Origin of the sequence: Vibrio sp. V33_P6A3T137, assembly GCF_009904835.1 — a bacterium.
GTDB lineage: Bacteria > Pseudomonadota > Gammaproteobacteria > Enterobacterales > Vibrionaceae > Vibrio > Vibrio metschnikovii.
This window is the reverse complement of record NZ_WXWK01000023.1, coordinates 24,591-40,062: the sequence shown is the minus strand read 5'-3', so window position 1 is coordinate 40,062 and position 15,472 is coordinate 24,591. Positions and strand designations below refer to the sequence as shown.

The window sequence follows — 15,472 nt, the reverse complement described above, 5'->3', positions numbered from 1 at the left end:
CGGTAAAGCGACATAGCAACGACCGCCCAAACGGCCATGTCGAGAGGGATACGACGTTTACGAATAGTGGCCACACCGGAAGCTTCTAAGCATTGGTTGATGAAATCAGGACAAAGAATGTCACTGAGTTTTCCAAGTTGTTCAGTATTGGGGGCGTAACGCTTGGCGAGTGTTAGGGCTGTAGTTAATTGCAAAATAAAAGGCTCAAAGTTTTAGGAACTTAGAGCCTTTATAAGCCATCTGTAGGATCGTTCAACCGATCATTTATCTCTTAACTGATCGGCATTAGCGTAATGCCCATTTTTTATTGTTTTTGATAACGTAAAAAAGACGGTAAATAGCGCCAAGCCCAAGGATACCGTTTCGGAACGAAGAGATACAAGGCACCAATTAACAAAACCGCTGCAAATAAATCCTCAGGCCGATGCATACCAACCCATAAGCGAGAAAAAGCGATAGAGCCACTCCAAGCTAATAATAGCAAAGCGCTTAATCGATGTTTTTGCTCTAACCAAATACCACCAAAAAACAGCAAACAGAGTGCAGCAAACACGGTATGGCCTGAAGGGAAAGAGTAATCTCGCTCTTGTTCCCACACTGCTAAACGTGCCGAAGAGACTTTACCGTTCATTTGCTCCATGGCTAACGCTTGTTGCTGGGCATCTAAGCGATAAAAGTGTTGCGGAGAAGGCAGAGTGAGTGATTGAGTCATCACTTCAGTGTAAGGACGAGGGCTTTGAGTCACGTGTTTGATGCCTGTTTTTAGGATCATCGCCAGAACTAACAGTACCCCGAGTTGCATCGCTTTATCTAACCATTGGCGTCGACACTCAGGCACGCGATACCAAGTCCAACCAATCAGTACCACTAAAGTCAGCAAAAACCCTTCTTTACCGGCAGAGTGAGTAAGTAAGACCAGCCATTGGGTCAGACGATCATCGTCTAAAGCGAATAAGTTGACTTGTGTCCCGACAAGACTGATGGGGATTAATAGCAGCATGAGCGCTATAAATAGCATCAATCCAAATTTAGATTGAGTAATTGGTTGCTTCAACACGTTTACACCTCCACTTTGAAGCTAGGGAGTGTAAACGAGTTTTTATCCACTTCTATCAAACTCTATTCATTTCTTTGTCAATTTTTTAAAAACGCGATCTTCGACGGTTACACAATAATCAACGCCTAATCACGGTACTTGTTCTTAGACAAAACGTCATCACTTTAAACGCTCAACCAGCCATATCAACAGACAAACGATTCAACTCATCAATAATCGCTTTCGTCTCCTTAGAGTAGATCAACTTATCTTTGGCTCCGATTAACTGAATCATTTTTACTTTACCAGAGAGAACAAGCTGACGAAGCATACGCAGCACCATTTGGCAATCAATAACATGATGCTCATCTAATCGATTCAATGGGATTAATGAAGCAAGATCAATAGAAATCAGCAATTGGTCACAGTGCTCAATATAATGATTCAATTGGCTTTTGACTTGGTTTCGTTGCCGAAAATGACATTCTTGATCGGTTAACCAATCGCAACCTAAATCTTCTGCATAATCTAAAGTTTGGCTATTTACTCGCTGGGCATCAATCCCTAAATAGAGTAACCGCGTCTGAGCATAACGAGATAATGCAAAATGATAAGCAGACCCAACTTGACGATCTAAAGTCTGTTTTAATTCAAATTCATGGCCAATATGAATAATCCCGAGTTCGTCATTATCGAGCGCTAACAGCGGCAAGGCATTGAGCAACAATTCATGGCAATTGCCCAATATCACCGGAATAGAATGCAAGGTAAAATGATGACTGAGCAAGTCACGAAAACGAGTATCGGCAGGATCATGTAAGACTAAATGACCAGCATCAGCGTAGTGGGCATGGATACCTTGTTGGTAAAGCCAATCGGCGGCAAATTCTAAACTTTGCTGAGCCAATTCAAATTCTACTTGAGACATTGGCTTTATCTGTTCGCACACAGTACAAAACGTAAAAGCAGACATCGACTGAGGCTCAGGACGACTGAGACGGTAGCGTTTGAATAGACTGAGCATGATGAATTACCTCTCTGGTGGCAACGCTCGCGCGGCCTGTAATACATGTAAAATGATCCGTTGCCGATGGGTCTCGACACGATGAGCCGGTGCCATAACAGAAATCGCCCCGATCAATTTACTCCCTTTCATTACCGGAGCGCTGATCCCAGAAACCCCAGGATCAATTTCAGAGGTGCTCACGGCATAACCATGGCGACGAATTTTCTCTAATTCGATTTGCCATTTTTCCATTTGATGATCTTCACCAAAATAGCGCAGTATTTTTTCACAGCGCTGAGAAGGCATAAACGCCAACATCACTTTAGATGAGGCACCTCGAAGCAGGGGTTGACTTTGACCCTGGACGAAGCTGCATCGAAGTGCCTGCATGCTCTCTTTTTGGCTGACACACAAAGCTCGGTATCCCACCGGAACCATGTAGGCCGCCATTTCACCAGTCTGTTTCTGTAAACGACTTAGCACCGCTTCCACTGCATCTAAATTATGTTGACTGGTCTCATAACTGTGCATAAGCAGCAGGGCCGCAGGGCCAATAATTAACGTTTTATCGTGTGGGCTTTCTTCTATTAAGTTCCACTCTTTAAGCAGTTTCAGATGCCGATATAAGCTACTCAATGGCACTTGCAGTTGATCACTTAACGTTTTAGCCGAAACCGGTTCATGATTAACGGCAACTTGCATCAATAACTGCAGCGATTTCTCATTAACCTGACTGGTTGTTGTTTTTGCTTCATTCATGTTGTTCTTTTTAGCCTTTATTGCTTTATCGCTCAAACTTACATTCTTATATATCGAGAATTCTAAACGATTGAAAGCATTGCTTTCTCAAACCATGGGAAAATTAGATGAAAAAATCGCATTATCTTATCCATTCAATAGTGCAATGAAAGACATATAAGAATCTAGATGTTTAGATGGCTAAATTTGACAAACCCTACTGGAACGATTAGGCTGCGTCTCCTTGTTGTTGATCATTAAAGTTGTTGTTCCATGTCTTCAAACTCATCTACTCCCATTACACCATCGGCGATCGCCTTACTCCCTCTACTCGTGTTTCTTGCGCTCTTTATTGGTGTCGGTACTTATCTCACGTTTCAAGGGGTTGAGTTTGCGTTTTATCAACTCCCCGCTCCTATCGCCATTTTACCTGCCGTGATCATCGCGCTCTTGCTGAGTAAAGAATCTCTGAATCGCGCTATCGAGCAGTTTTTGCGTGGCGTTGGGCACCAAGATATTATTGCAATGTGTATGATTTACTTATTGGCCGGCGCCTTTGCCGCGGTAGCAAAAGCGTCTGGTGGGGTTGATGCAACGGTAAATTTGGGACTATCAGCCATCCCAAGTGAAATGATTTTACCGGGGATTTTTCTTATTTCGGCCTTTATCGCCACGGCGATGGGCACATCAATGGGTACCATTGCCGCCGTTGCGCCAGTGGCATTAGGCATTGCTCAGTCATCCGGTATGAGCCTCCCATTAACCGCTGGAGTCGTATTGAGCGGTGCGATGTTTGGCGACAACTTATCCATCATCTCAGATACCACCATCGCCGCCACGCGTTCACAAGGCTGTGAAATGCGCGATAAATTTCGTGAAAATATTCGCATTGCTCTCCCCGCCGCTTTTTTCTCATTAATCTTATTCGCGTTTAGCAGTACCGCAACACAAACCCCTGATACTTCTGCTATTGAGTGGTTGAAAGTATTGCCTTATATGACGATTTTGGTGCTGGCTATCTCGGGGATCAATGTCTTTGTTGTCTTAACCGTAGGCATTGTATTGGCTGGTAGTGTCGGGCTTTGGCACAGTGATCACTATAGCTTAACGAATTTTGGACAAGATATTTACCGTGGCTTTGGCAATATGCAGGAGATTTTCTTATTGTCGATGTTGATTGGTGGCTTAAGTGAACTGATGCGTCGCCAAGGAGGACTCGCTTTTTTAACTCAACTGGTGAGCCGTTGGATCCAGCGCTTAGCCAAAAAACAAACCCCAGCAGCGCAAAGTCGCGCTAGTGAGTTAGGTATTGCTGGTTTAGTCGCAATGGTCAATACCTGTACGGCTAACAATACGGTTGCTATCATCGTCTCTGGTGGTATTGCTCGTCAGCTAGCCGAAGAGCATGCGGTGACACCACGTCGTTCGGCAAGTTTGTTGGATATTTTTTCTTGTGTGATGCAAGGTATCCTGCCATATGGGGCACAAGTACTCTTACTTGGATCGATTTTCCAACTCTCTCCCTTGGAGATTGTAGCTCACTCTTATTACTGCTTTTCATTAGCTTTTGCGGCGATTGTGGCGATTTTCTTTACCCGTCCATCCCGTCGTTACTCACAAACGGTAACTCATCAATAAATAAAAGCACACGAACGATAAAACGGCCCCTGAGTCTATACTGAGGGGCCGTTTTAATGACCGATTAGGTCAAATGTATGCCTTGCAAAGCGAAGGCGGTAAGCGTCAACTAACCCACTTTAAACGTCGCCACTTTCGCGCTCAGCTCGGCGGCTTGCTGCTTCAATTGATTCGATTGGCTCAAACTATCTTCAGCCCCTTCCACTAACTGCTCAGTCACGTCTTTAATCGCCGTCACATTTTGGGTAATTTCACCCGTAACGTGCGTTTGCTCCTCCGCCGCTGTCGCAATCTGGGTCGCCATGTCACTGATCAGAGCAACCGCAGCATTGATTTCTTCTAATGCATGTGTCGCTTTATCGGCATCATCAACAGAGTTATTCGCCAAACTTGAGCTACTTTCCATCAATGCAACGGCTCGTTTAGTCGTTTCTTGCAGCGTATCAATGGTCGATTTTATCTCTTCGGTTGAGGTATGAGTGCGCTGTGATAATACTCGAACTTCATCAGCAACCACCGCAAAACCTCGCCCTTGATCGCCTGCTCGCGCCGCTTCAATCGCGGCATTTAACGCCAATAGGTTCGTTTGTTCAGCAATACCTTGAATGGTCGCTAACACGGTGGAGATTTCTTGTGCGTGTTGATTAAGGGCTGAAATAACCGAGCTGGCTTGCGTCACCTCTTTAGCAAGATGATGAATCGACGACTTGGTATTAAGCACTAAAGTACGGCCATTATTGGTGCTGGTGGCTGAATTCTGTGCTGCTTGAGCGGTTTGCTCAGCGTGAGAGGCAATTTCTTGTGTCGCCGATGCCATTTCGGTCACCGCTGTTGCGACCATGGTGACTTCTTGCTGCTGAAGGCTTAATTCAGAAGCCGATTGATTGGCTCGCTGCGCACCATGCTCAGACTGCGCGGTTAATTGCTCAGATTGCTGACGAATATGACCAATCAGTTGTTGTAAGCTTGCTACAAAAGTATTGAAGCTCTCTGCTAGTTTTCCCACTTCATCGTTGTTTTCAACCTGAATACGTTGGGTTAAATCACCGCTCCCATTGGCGATTTGCTCTAAAGCATGAGAAACGTTATTTAAAGGACGGAATAAAATATTACACAGCACATTGAATAAGACCGTACAGACCACAACGACTAAAAAGGTAACCAACAACTGTCCCCATAGCGCATCAAAGAGAGGAGCAATCAACGATGAATAATTGATAACAATCACCGTACTTAACGCTGTGCCTTCAATCGCACGTGCAAATAGCACATTCTCTTGACCATTGATCATCACTTTACTGTATTGACCAGACCGCTGTGCCGTTTGAATATCGCGAAAATTCAGTCCCAACTCACTGACATTCTTATTTAATAACTGAGTATTCGCATGAGTAAAAATATTGCCTTGTTGATTAGCAATAAACATATAACCAGAACCGGGCAAAATGGTTTGCTTCATGCTATTGAGAATATCGGTGATCTCCACATCGGCGCCAAGCACTAATGTTTGACCATGTAAATTGATCGCTTTACCAAGAGAAACCACATTGGCTCCCGTCGCCGCAGCGACGGTAGGATTATCCATGAACACGGCATTGGGGTTAGCTTTGGCGTTAATGTACCATCCCCATTGGCGAGGATCGTTATTGCCTGGTGGTAATACTACACCATTGGCATTCTGTTGTGAGCCATCAGGATAAGCCAAAAAGACATTATCAAAATCGGCGGAGTGCTTAACCTGTTTAAGGTGGGTAACAATCGCCTCTGGTTTCACCTCTTGTGATAGAGAGGTCAGCGCTCGCTCTTTCGAGACCAGCCAATCAGAAACGTATTGATTATAAGAAGAGGTCGCACTTTGCAAACGTTGCTCGATTTCGATATCCAATCGCCCGAGTGCGGCATTAAACGATACGGCTTCAACCAATACGCCACCGACGATGATGGCAATACTGGCTGAGATAGCCAACTTATTCTTTAGTGAAAGGTTTTTAAACATACGCTATCCCCGTTATGACCTTGTTGTGCTTCGTGTGAGAAGCGCTTATTTATTTGTTTTCGGCATCCTGCATTATAATTTTTAGGCTAGAAATAAATGAGAGACTCTCTACGAAATGGTTTATTCGCATCAAAAAATTATAGTTCATGATTGAGAAAGGTTAGCGATTTGGGTCGATTGTGTGAGTGAAGTAAAGAAACTGAGCATCACCTGTCAGGAGATAACGCAAAAAAAGAAACAGGCCCTACCCTAAGGCAAAGCCTGTCAATCTACCGATCAATGTCACTCATTGAGCGGTAATGAGACATTATTGGGTAGCGCAGTCCGCAACACCTATCTCTTTCCATACCCCCCAAGCACCGGATTGAGCAGGATCATCCCCTTGTGTCCACCATTTAGCTTCCCACACTTTACCAGCCCATGTTACTTGGTTACCACCGACATAAACGGCAGAGGCATTCCATAGATTGTCACACTGATCATTATTGCTGGTCGCTAAAACGACGACTGAAACGGATGCTGAGCTACTCAACTCACCATCACTGACCGTTACCGTAAAGTTAAGCGTGGTATCAACGGAATAAGAACCCGCGGTGAAGCTCAGTTGGCTGCCATTGATCTGAACTTCAAGCCCAGTTGGTACCTGCCAATCAAAGCTCAGCGTCTCTTGCTGCGCATCATAAGATGCCGAAGCATCAACCAACACTTGCTCACCAGCTCTCACTTCAGAAGGCGCAGAGACAATCGCAACGGGAGGCGTATTTTCCACACCACCGTCTTCGGCTTTAACGGTAATTTGAACCGTTGCGGAACCACTCGCTCCCTCATTGTCTGTTACGGTTAACTTAAAACGTAAGGTTTCGGTTTGAGTGACTTCACCAATCGAAAAACTCGCCTGAGCTTGATTCGCATCACTGAGTTGCACGGTTGGCCCAGCAATTTGTTCCCAGTAATAGCTGGCAATCGTGCCATCGGTATCTTTGGAAGCGCTGCCATCTAAGGTTACGGTCGCTGGAGCGATAACAGTTTGTGCCATACCTGCATCAGCAATCGGAGCGCGATTAACTGGTGGATTCGATCCTTGAGCAAGCCCTTCATGCTTGGCATTAAGAATATCGCCGTTATCCGCATCAATTTCCCATGAGAATAAACCGGCTAAACCTAGCTGACGAACATAAGCCCCTTTGGCTTTAATCGAGCGCGGATCGTCAAACGTGACCAATTCTCCTGTAGTGCGATTCCATACCCAAGGAGCTTCGGCTTGGGCATCATAACCGTATTCAAAGCCATTAATCCCTTGGTTATTATCACCAATCATATACGCTTTAAGGCCCTTATAATCAATGACACCATCTTCCCAGACTCCCTGCGCTGTTGAGCCCGTTAATTTGCCGGTCGCAACCCCTGTCATCGGATCGGTAGGATCGGTCAACGAAGCCGGCATCACACCTTGCCAACCTCGACCATACATCGCAGCCCCAAGAACAAGCTTATTGGCTGGTACACCTTGGGCTAGCAATAATTGAATTGCGTTATCCGCGGTGTAAGCAGGGCCTTTATACGGTTCACCGTTTTCATCAATGCCTGTTCCATCACACTGACCTGGGCGCATAAAGTTACCGCAATACAGTGCCGTTTGATGACCAGGGACGTTATTCCAACCACCATAAAAATCGTAGGTCATCGCAAAGATATAATCCATATATTGAATTGCCTGACCATAATCGACTTTTTCTATTTTATCGAAACCGACACCTATCGCAGAAGTGAGCTCGTAAGAACGACCGGTCTCCGCTTCAAGTTCATCCAACATCACTCGTAGCTCTTGCATTAAGGCGATATAAGCCGGTCCATCATTGATCGGATCGCCTAAATCGGGGGCCGCGCCATTGCCACCGGGGAATTCCCAATCAATATCGATACCGTCATAAAACTTCCATGTCTGTAAAAAACGTTTCATCGATGCCACGAACGTATCGCGTTTCGCTTTATCCGTGAAATCATAGAAAGGATCGGATAGCGTCCATCCGCCAACCGATGGCAAGATTTTTAAGTCGGGATAACGCTGCTTGAGTGCCATTAACATCGCATAGTTACCTTTGATCGGCGAACTGTACTGATGTCCTGCTTGAGGAAAACTTTTCTGGTATGCCGCCCAAGGGTCGTGGATCACCACTTCGTAATCAGGTACCCCCTGACACGCAGTCATCAGGGCATTATAACTATTACCACCGACCGATTTGACTGACTCATTCGGACCACAAATAGGGATAAAACCATACAATATGTGCGTTAAGTTATGGGCAGGAATATTATCCACCGTATAATTACGACCATAAATGCCCCACTCAACGAAATAGGTACCAACGACCGTATCTGGGTCCAATGAATAGGATTTATTATTCGGATCAACGTTCATGGTCAGAGGTTCAAGGTGTGAACCATCGGTATCAGCCAGAATTAACTCTGCTGGCGCACTGGTCGTACACCCAGAATCATCACAGGCTGCAACTTGGAGCTGATAACGGCCACCTTTATCATAGGTGAAGTTGGCGGTGGTTTGACTCCCGCTAATCGGCCCAGAAGCCACTTCCACACCATCAAATAAAATTTTATAAGTGTGCCCGCGTTCACCGCTCCATTGGTTAAAGGTAATCGAGATCGGCGCTTGTTCACGATATTGCACCATTTGGTGATAACCCGCGGTCGTTTCCATTGCTAACTGTATTTTAGAAAACTGCAGGTTATTTGACCCATATACATCAATACTTGGCGCGCTTGGCGCTGCGATTACCGTGCTACTTAGCGATAAGGCAAAAGCCATCCCCGCCGAACACAGAATAGTACGCTTCATATCTGTCTCTCTTATGGTTGATTAAACATCTGAGACAGTATTTGATACTTGTGAGCGTTTGAAAAATGGAGTTCCAGAGTTTACGAGGCACAACGAGCAATGAATGGAACACATTCAACGTGTTACATGCTAAAGGCAATCTTCAGCCAAAAAAACGGATTTTCTATCGTATAGAGTAGAAAAACGGCTATTTTGGACTATGCTCGCATCGTTTCATATTAAGGTTCGGTGAGCGTATATTGAAGCGAATCGAAAGATGATATTTTGATGAACGCTCACTGATTGCCGATGTGAAAACTTGCTTTTATCACGGACAAGCGGCACCCTGACAGTCTTCCCTTCTTCAAGTAATCAATAGGATAAAATAGATGAATGCCATCAAGCCATTATCGTGTCTTTTTGCGATTGTTTTTAGTGCCGCAACCCTAGCTAAAGTCACCATTGATATTCCTGATAGTATTAATATGTTGGTAGTTAATGGAGAGAAACCTGCAGTTTCTGGCGGTTTTTTTTCTGCAAAGAAAACATTAACCTTAGAAGATGGACAGCAACAGATCGTCTTCCGCTACCAGCCTTATTTCACACAAGGTAATGATCGTATTCAAGTAGAAAGTGAAGTGATTGTTGCGACTTTTTCTGCGCAAGAGACCAATCTAACCTTTGGTCTACCAACCTACCGTAACGCCGTTGACGCGGAAAACAATATCCGTCATCTGACTTGGTCACTGCAAGATTCTAACGGGCAGTCTGTTGCTCTCCAGCAAGATCGACTGATCAAACCCGGGATGCAAATAGGGCGTAACTATCAACAAGAATTGTTGGAATACAATCGAACAGGAGGCCCCGCAGCCATCGTCACCACCACTTCAGTCTCCAACAACATAAAAGCCCCACAGGCGATCGATAATACCGCCGAAGAGATGCTGTATTTCTGGTACAACAAGGCTGATGCTGCCACTCAAGAAAAGTTCAAACGCTTTATTAATCAGTAACCATCGCGATATTCGCCCATAATAAAACCCCAAGTATTCAGAGATAAACTTGGGGTTTTATTGTTTTCAACAGCAGAGATGATGAGCGGTGCTGATTAATTCCAGAATAACATCGCAATCGCTGATAAAATCACAATACAAGCGATGTTCAATGCCATCCCAACTCGCATCATTTCACTCTGTTTAATGTGCCCGGTCGCAAACACAATCGCATTCGGTGGCGTTGCCACAGGGAGCATGAAGGCACACGATGCCGCTATCGCAATCAACACCGACAGTATCACGGGTGAAACACCTAAAGCTTCAGCAACACCAGCAAACACCGGAATTAATAACGCGGCACTGGCCGTATTACTGGCAAACTCCGTTAAAAACACCACAAAAGCCGCAATCACGATAACAATCAGTAAAATATTTAACTCTGAAATCATCGAGCTCAGTTCATTGGCCAGAAACACGCTGGTTCCGGTCTGTCTAAGAATATTACTAAGACAGATACCACCACCAAACAGCAGTAATACACCCCAGTCGGCGGTTTTTTCAATATCTTTCCAGTGAACTACTCGTGCAAAACAGACCAGAACAATCGCGCCTAAGGCGACGATCGTATCAAAGCTTTTAAAACCACCGAGAAGTTCATTAACCGGTTTACTGAATATCCACAATGAAACGGTCAAGGCAAAAATGGCCAAAGTCACCACTTTCCCTTTATCCCAACTCACTGTCTCGTGATTGAGCTCGAACTGCCCTTTTAGATCGGGTTTAAGCATCCAATAAAGTAGCAACATCGCAATAGGTAACATGACGATAGTCGTCGGCAAACCAAACTGCATCCACTCAGAGAAGGATAACCCCACTTGAGCGGCGGCAATCGCATTCGGAGGACTACCAACAATCGTTGCAATACCACCGATACTGGCACTATAAGCAATACCTAACAGCACAAATACATAAGTATTATGGCCTTTGTCTTGGTCAACTTTACTTAAAATACCAAGCACTAAAGGTAGCATCATCGCCGCCGTGGCCGTATTACTGATCCACATTGACAGACCAGCCGTGACACCAAACAGCATGAACACCGCGACACTAAAGCGCCCACGTGCCAGTATTAACACTTTATCAGCAATGACTTTATCCAGCCCTTGACGATGCATCGCGGCCGCTAACGCAAATCCGCCTAAAAAGAGGAAGATGATCGAGTTAGCAAAACTATTCAGCGCAGCCTGAGTTTCAAATACTCCAAATATCACCGCTAATATCGGCACTAAAATCGCAGTTACCGTGACATGCAACGCTTCGGTTAACCATAGCACAGCGATAAACGCTAAAATGCTCAATCCAAGGACGACATTAGGGGCAAAAGGTAAGTTATTCAGTAGGATAAAAAACAGGGCAATATCCGCTAACACAATCAAGCTGTTGCGGTTGAATAACCATTCTCGGGTATTGTTGGGCAATGGGACATTCTCGTTTCGATTCATTATTATTTTTCCTTATCGGGCCAAACGGCAGCCAACATGATCCCATAGATTCAAACGAGAGGATAATTATTATTGCGAAATTGTTAACCTTATCAAAACTATGGGCAACAATTTAACAGCTTGAAATGAATGCGCTTCTCAGCACGAAAATCATTAACAAAGTTTGCACAACAAAGCGTGACTTAAACAAAGGTTCCCCCTTAGCAAAAGAGAGATTTTATGGATTGGCTATTCTCGCTCTTGCTTATCTATGAAAGAATGAAAACTCTCTCCATTGGAAGGTCCATCATGCAAGCGCTCATCACCCAACTGCAATTTTCAGCCTCCATTACCGGCCCGATTTGTTTAATGTTACTGTTGGGGGTATTACTCAAGCGTGTGCAGTTGATTAACGATAATTTTATTGATGTTGCCTCAAAACTGGTTTTTCAAGTCACACTCCCGGCGATGCTTTTTCTCAGTATTGTCGGAGCCGAGCATGACTTCTCTTCCAGTCTGTCCTTGATTGTTTTTGGGCTCGTTGCTAATTTTATTTTTTTCTTGTTTACCTGCTGGATGACTCAGCGACAATTTCATCATCCTCAAGATCAAGGCGTGATCATTCAAGGCGGCTTTCGAGCCAATACCGCCATCATAGGCTTGGCATATGTTGCTAATTTATATGGTAATAGTGGGGTCGCATTAGCCGCGATTTATGTCGCAACAACAACGGTGCTATATAATATTCAAGCGGTGATCGCTTTAACGCCAAAAGGCGAAACACAAGGAACGAAGGCACTCACAACGATACTCAAAACATTGACGAAGAACCCGTTGATTATCGCTATCCTACTTGGGGTATTGTGTTATGCGATAGCGCTACCGATCCCTACTATGATCAGCGAAGCAGGACACTATTTTGCCAACATGACTCTGCCTCTTGCTTTGCTCTGCACCGGTGGCTCACTGAATATCCAATCACTAAAAAATGATTCCCGATCGACTTGGTTTGCGACTCGCTACAAACTGCTTTGGTCACCGCTGTTGATCACCAGCGCTGCATTATGGTTTGGCTTTCGGGGTATGGATGTCGGGATTATTCTATTAATGACTGGAGCACCAACCGCTGCCGCAAGCTATGTCATGGCGAGAGCGATGGGAGGAAATGCACCACTCGCTGCAAACATTATCGCCTTAACGACGGTGTTTTCTTTTATCAGTTGTACCTTAGGGATTTTCTTACTCTCAAGCTTGGCGCTTATTTGATGAACGTAATGTAAGGATGTTGAATGAGGCGGATTTTTTGCGAACTGCCTCTCAATTGCAATTTGCAAATGCAATTATGAAACACGACGCTATAAAACTGCGAAAATCAGTCCATTTTGCTGGTTTTGTCACCAAAAAATATTGGCACGGTAATTGTATTGTAATAAGTGACCCTTTTAAGCCGAGGGTCACCTAGCCAACTGACGTTGTTAGTGAATATTTTGTTCACAAATAGATAGCCAGCCGCCCAATTACGACTGGCTTTTTTTTTTTTGCTAATTCAGTTTGTAAAATAACGTCGCTAACGGTGGAATACGTAACCGCAGTGATTGTGCTAACCCTTCGCTCGGCACACGATCGCTGTTGACGACCGATAAAACGTCAAAACCACTCCCGCCATATCGCTTTTCATCCGTATTCAAGAGCAATTGATAAGTGGCCGAGACAGGGACACCTAAACGAAACGCTTCGTGCGGTACTGGCGTAAAATTGGTGATCACCAACACGCGCTCACCTGCACTATTGATCCGCTCATGAGCGATAATGCTCGCATCAGCCGCATCTTGTAGACGCCATTCAAACCCTTGAGGATCACAATCCAGTTCGTGCAGCGCGCTGTGTGTACGATACAAGTGGTTCAAATCGCGGACTAAGTTTTGTACCCCTTTATGACGCTCAAACTCCAACAAAAACCATTGCAGTTGATCATCGTGGTTCCACTCCCCCGTTTGTGCAAATTCAGCGCCCATAAAGTTAAGTTTCTTACCTGGTTGACCATACATGTAACCCAAATAGGCACGCATATTCGCAGTTTGCTGCCATTCATCACCGGGCATTTTGTAAATCAACGACTGTTTACCGTACACCACTTCATCGTGTGACAGCGATAAAACATAGTTTTCACTAAAGGCATAAATTAATGGGAAGGTTAAAGTGTTGTGATGATATTTACGATGCACCGGATCTTCTTTGATATAAGAAAGGCTATCGTGCATCCACCCCATATTCCACTTAAAGCCAAAGCCTAACCCCCCAACAAAGGTTGGGGCAGAAACGCCAGGGAAAGCCGTTGACTCTTCAGCAATGGTCATGGCATTCGGGAAATGCTTATACACTTCTTCATTCATCCATTTCAACATCGCAATCGCGTCGTAATTTTCACGTCCCCCATCAACGTTCGGGATCCATTGATCATGGCTACGCGAGTAATCGAGATAAAGCATAGAAGCAACAGCATCGACTCGTATGCCATCAATATGGAACATCTCAAACCAATAGAGCGCGTTAGACACTAAGAAGCGGCGCACATGTTCACGGCCTAAATCATAAATATAGGAATTCCAATCTTGATGCCAGCCACGGCGAGGATCAGGATCGTGATACAGCGGCGTACCATCAAAATTCGCTAACCCATGGGAATCGGATGGAAAATGGGCAGGAACCCAGTCTAGCACCACTCCAATTTGCGCCTGATGGCACTGATCGACAAAATATTTAAAATCATCCGGCGTGCCATAACGACTGGTTGGAGCGAATAACCCTATCGGCTGATATCCCCAAGAGCCATAAAAGGGATGCTCAGAAACTGGCATTAACTCTACGTGGGTATAGCCCATATCCACCAGATAAGGTACTAGCTGATCAGCCAATTCACGATAAGTTAAAAAGCGCCCATCTTCACCGCGCTTCCAAGACCCCGGATGCAACTCGTAAAAAGACAGTGCTTGTTTGCGCTTTTCGGAAATGGGGCGCTGTTGCCAGCGGGTATCTTGCCATTGATAGCGGCGATGATCGTAAGTCACGGAAGCTAAAGAAGGATACTGCTCAGCATAGCAACCCCATGGATCGGCCTTATGAGGTAAGCCTTCCCCATGAGGACCTTTCAGTTCGAATTTATATTGTGTTCCTTCAGGTAAATTAGGAATAAATAATCCCCAGATACCATAATCAAGGCGTTGCATCGGATGGCGACGTCCATCCCAGTGGTTAAAGGCACCGATTAAACTGCAAGCTGAAGCATGAGGCGCATAGACTAAAAAACGAGTTCCGCTGATCTGCTGTCCATCACGCTCTAAGGTAACAAATTGCGCTCCCATATGATGGTACATCTGCTTGGGCGTATGCAGCTGTTCAAATTCAGCATATAAGGCATGATATTGGTAAGGGTCATCAATGATTTGCTCTGTGCCAGCCCAATCTACCGCTAGTTGGTAATGGGTAAACCGCAGATCATGATCGGATTTTAGAATAAACCCATCGAACTCATCACGCTCTAAGGCAATTCTTGGTTGACCATCTAAGAGCAGCTCAACCTTATCCGCATTAGGCAGCCATACCCGCAATGCCCCTTGCTCTTGTGGAAGATAAGGACCTAAAAAGGCAAAGGGATCGGCACACGCAGCATGCAATAATTGTTGATAGGTCTGCTGTAACTTAACGATTTTTTTCAGCGGTTTCTTTTTTACGGGGTTCAATATACTTAC

11 protein-coding genes are annotated in these 15,472 nt (G+C 44.9%); 3 read left to right on the top strand and 8 right to left on the bottom strand.

Annotation, left to right across the window (positions count from 1 at the left end):
* The 4 genes from CAG60_RS01865 to CAG60_RS01850 all read right to left on the bottom strand — a co-directional run.
* Positions 1-194: transposase domain-containing protein (locus CAG60_RS01865; protein WP_202598463.1), on the bottom strand; the 194-nt coding region annotated here is incomplete at its 3' end.
* A 110-nt stretch (positions 195-304) separates the two neighbouring features.
* Positions 305-1,057: a phosphatase PAP2 family protein gene (locus CAG60_RS01860; RefSeq protein WP_161438146.1), complete on the bottom strand. Its 753-nt coding sequence runs from the start codon at positions 1,055-1,057 to the stop codon at positions 305-307.
* Positions 1,058-1,229: 172 nt separating this feature from the next.
* Positions 1,230-2,060: an arginase family protein gene (locus CAG60_RS01855; protein WP_161425819.1), complete on the bottom strand. Its 831-nt coding sequence runs from the start codon at positions 2,058-2,060 to the stop codon at positions 1,230-1,232.
* Between the two features lie 6 nt (positions 2,061-2,066).
* Positions 2,067-2,801, bottom strand: a complete 735-nt coding sequence (locus CAG60_RS01850; protein ID WP_004396815.1) for an IclR family transcriptional regulator — start codon at positions 2,799-2,801, stop codon at positions 2,067-2,069.
* 252 nt (positions 2,802-3,053) lie between these two features.
* Between CAG60_RS01850 and CAG60_RS01845 the strand changes: the two genes are divergently transcribed.
* Positions 3,054-4,418 carry a Na+/H+ antiporter NhaC family protein gene (locus CAG60_RS01845; RefSeq protein ID WP_161438145.1) on the top strand — a complete coding sequence of 455 codons (1,365 nt, stop codon included), beginning with the start codon at positions 3,054-3,056 and terminating at the stop codon, positions 4,416-4,418.
* A gap of 109 nt (positions 4,419-4,527) precedes the next feature.
* Here the strand turns inward: CAG60_RS01845 and CAG60_RS01840 are convergent, their stop codons facing one another.
* Positions 4,528-6,414: a methyl-accepting chemotaxis protein gene (locus CAG60_RS01840; RefSeq protein ID WP_161425818.1), complete on the bottom strand. Its 1,887-nt coding sequence runs from the start codon at positions 6,412-6,414 to the stop codon at positions 4,528-4,530.
* A 307-nt stretch (positions 6,415-6,721) separates the two neighbouring features.
* Positions 6,722-9,268 carry a glycosyl hydrolase family 18 protein gene (locus CAG60_RS01835; RefSeq protein WP_161438144.1) on the bottom strand — a complete coding sequence of 849 codons (2,547 nt, stop codon included), beginning with the start codon at positions 9,266-9,268 and terminating at the stop codon, positions 6,722-6,724.
* A gap of 368 nt (positions 9,269-9,636) precedes the next feature.
* Here CAG60_RS01835 and CAG60_RS01830 point away from each other — a divergent pair, with 368 nt between their 5' ends.
* Positions 9,637-10,260 carry a DUF2057 family protein gene (locus CAG60_RS01830; protein ID WP_158145260.1) on the top strand — a complete coding sequence of 208 codons (624 nt, stop codon included), beginning with the start codon at positions 9,637-9,639 and terminating at the stop codon, positions 10,258-10,260.
* A gap of 95 nt (positions 10,261-10,355) precedes the next feature.
* On the opposite strand, the gene CAG60_RS01825 is transcribed toward CAG60_RS01830, so the two are convergent.
* A complete protein-coding gene (locus CAG60_RS01825) occupies positions 10,356-11,744 on the bottom strand; it encodes an SLC13 family permease (protein WP_161438143.1) in 1,389 nt (462 codons plus the stop codon).
* A gap of 288 nt (positions 11,745-12,032) precedes the next feature.
* Here CAG60_RS01825 and CAG60_RS01820 point away from each other — a divergent pair, with 288 nt between their 5' ends.
* The gene (locus CAG60_RS01820) at positions 12,033-12,989 is read left to right on the top strand and encodes an AEC family transporter (protein ID WP_158137179.1); all 957 of its coding nucleotides are present in this window, start codon (positions 12,033-12,035) and stop codon (positions 12,987-12,989) included.
* A 275-nt stretch (positions 12,990-13,264) separates the two neighbouring features.
* On the opposite strand, the gene glgB is transcribed toward CAG60_RS01820, so the two are convergent.
* Positions 13,265-15,463 (bottom strand): 1,4-alpha-glucan branching protein GlgB, encoded by a 2,199-nt coding sequence (glgB, locus tag CAG60_RS01815; protein WP_332419305.1) that lies wholly within the window; start codon positions 15,461-15,463, stop codon positions 13,265-13,267.
* Positions 15,464-15,472: the final 9 nt, after the last annotated feature.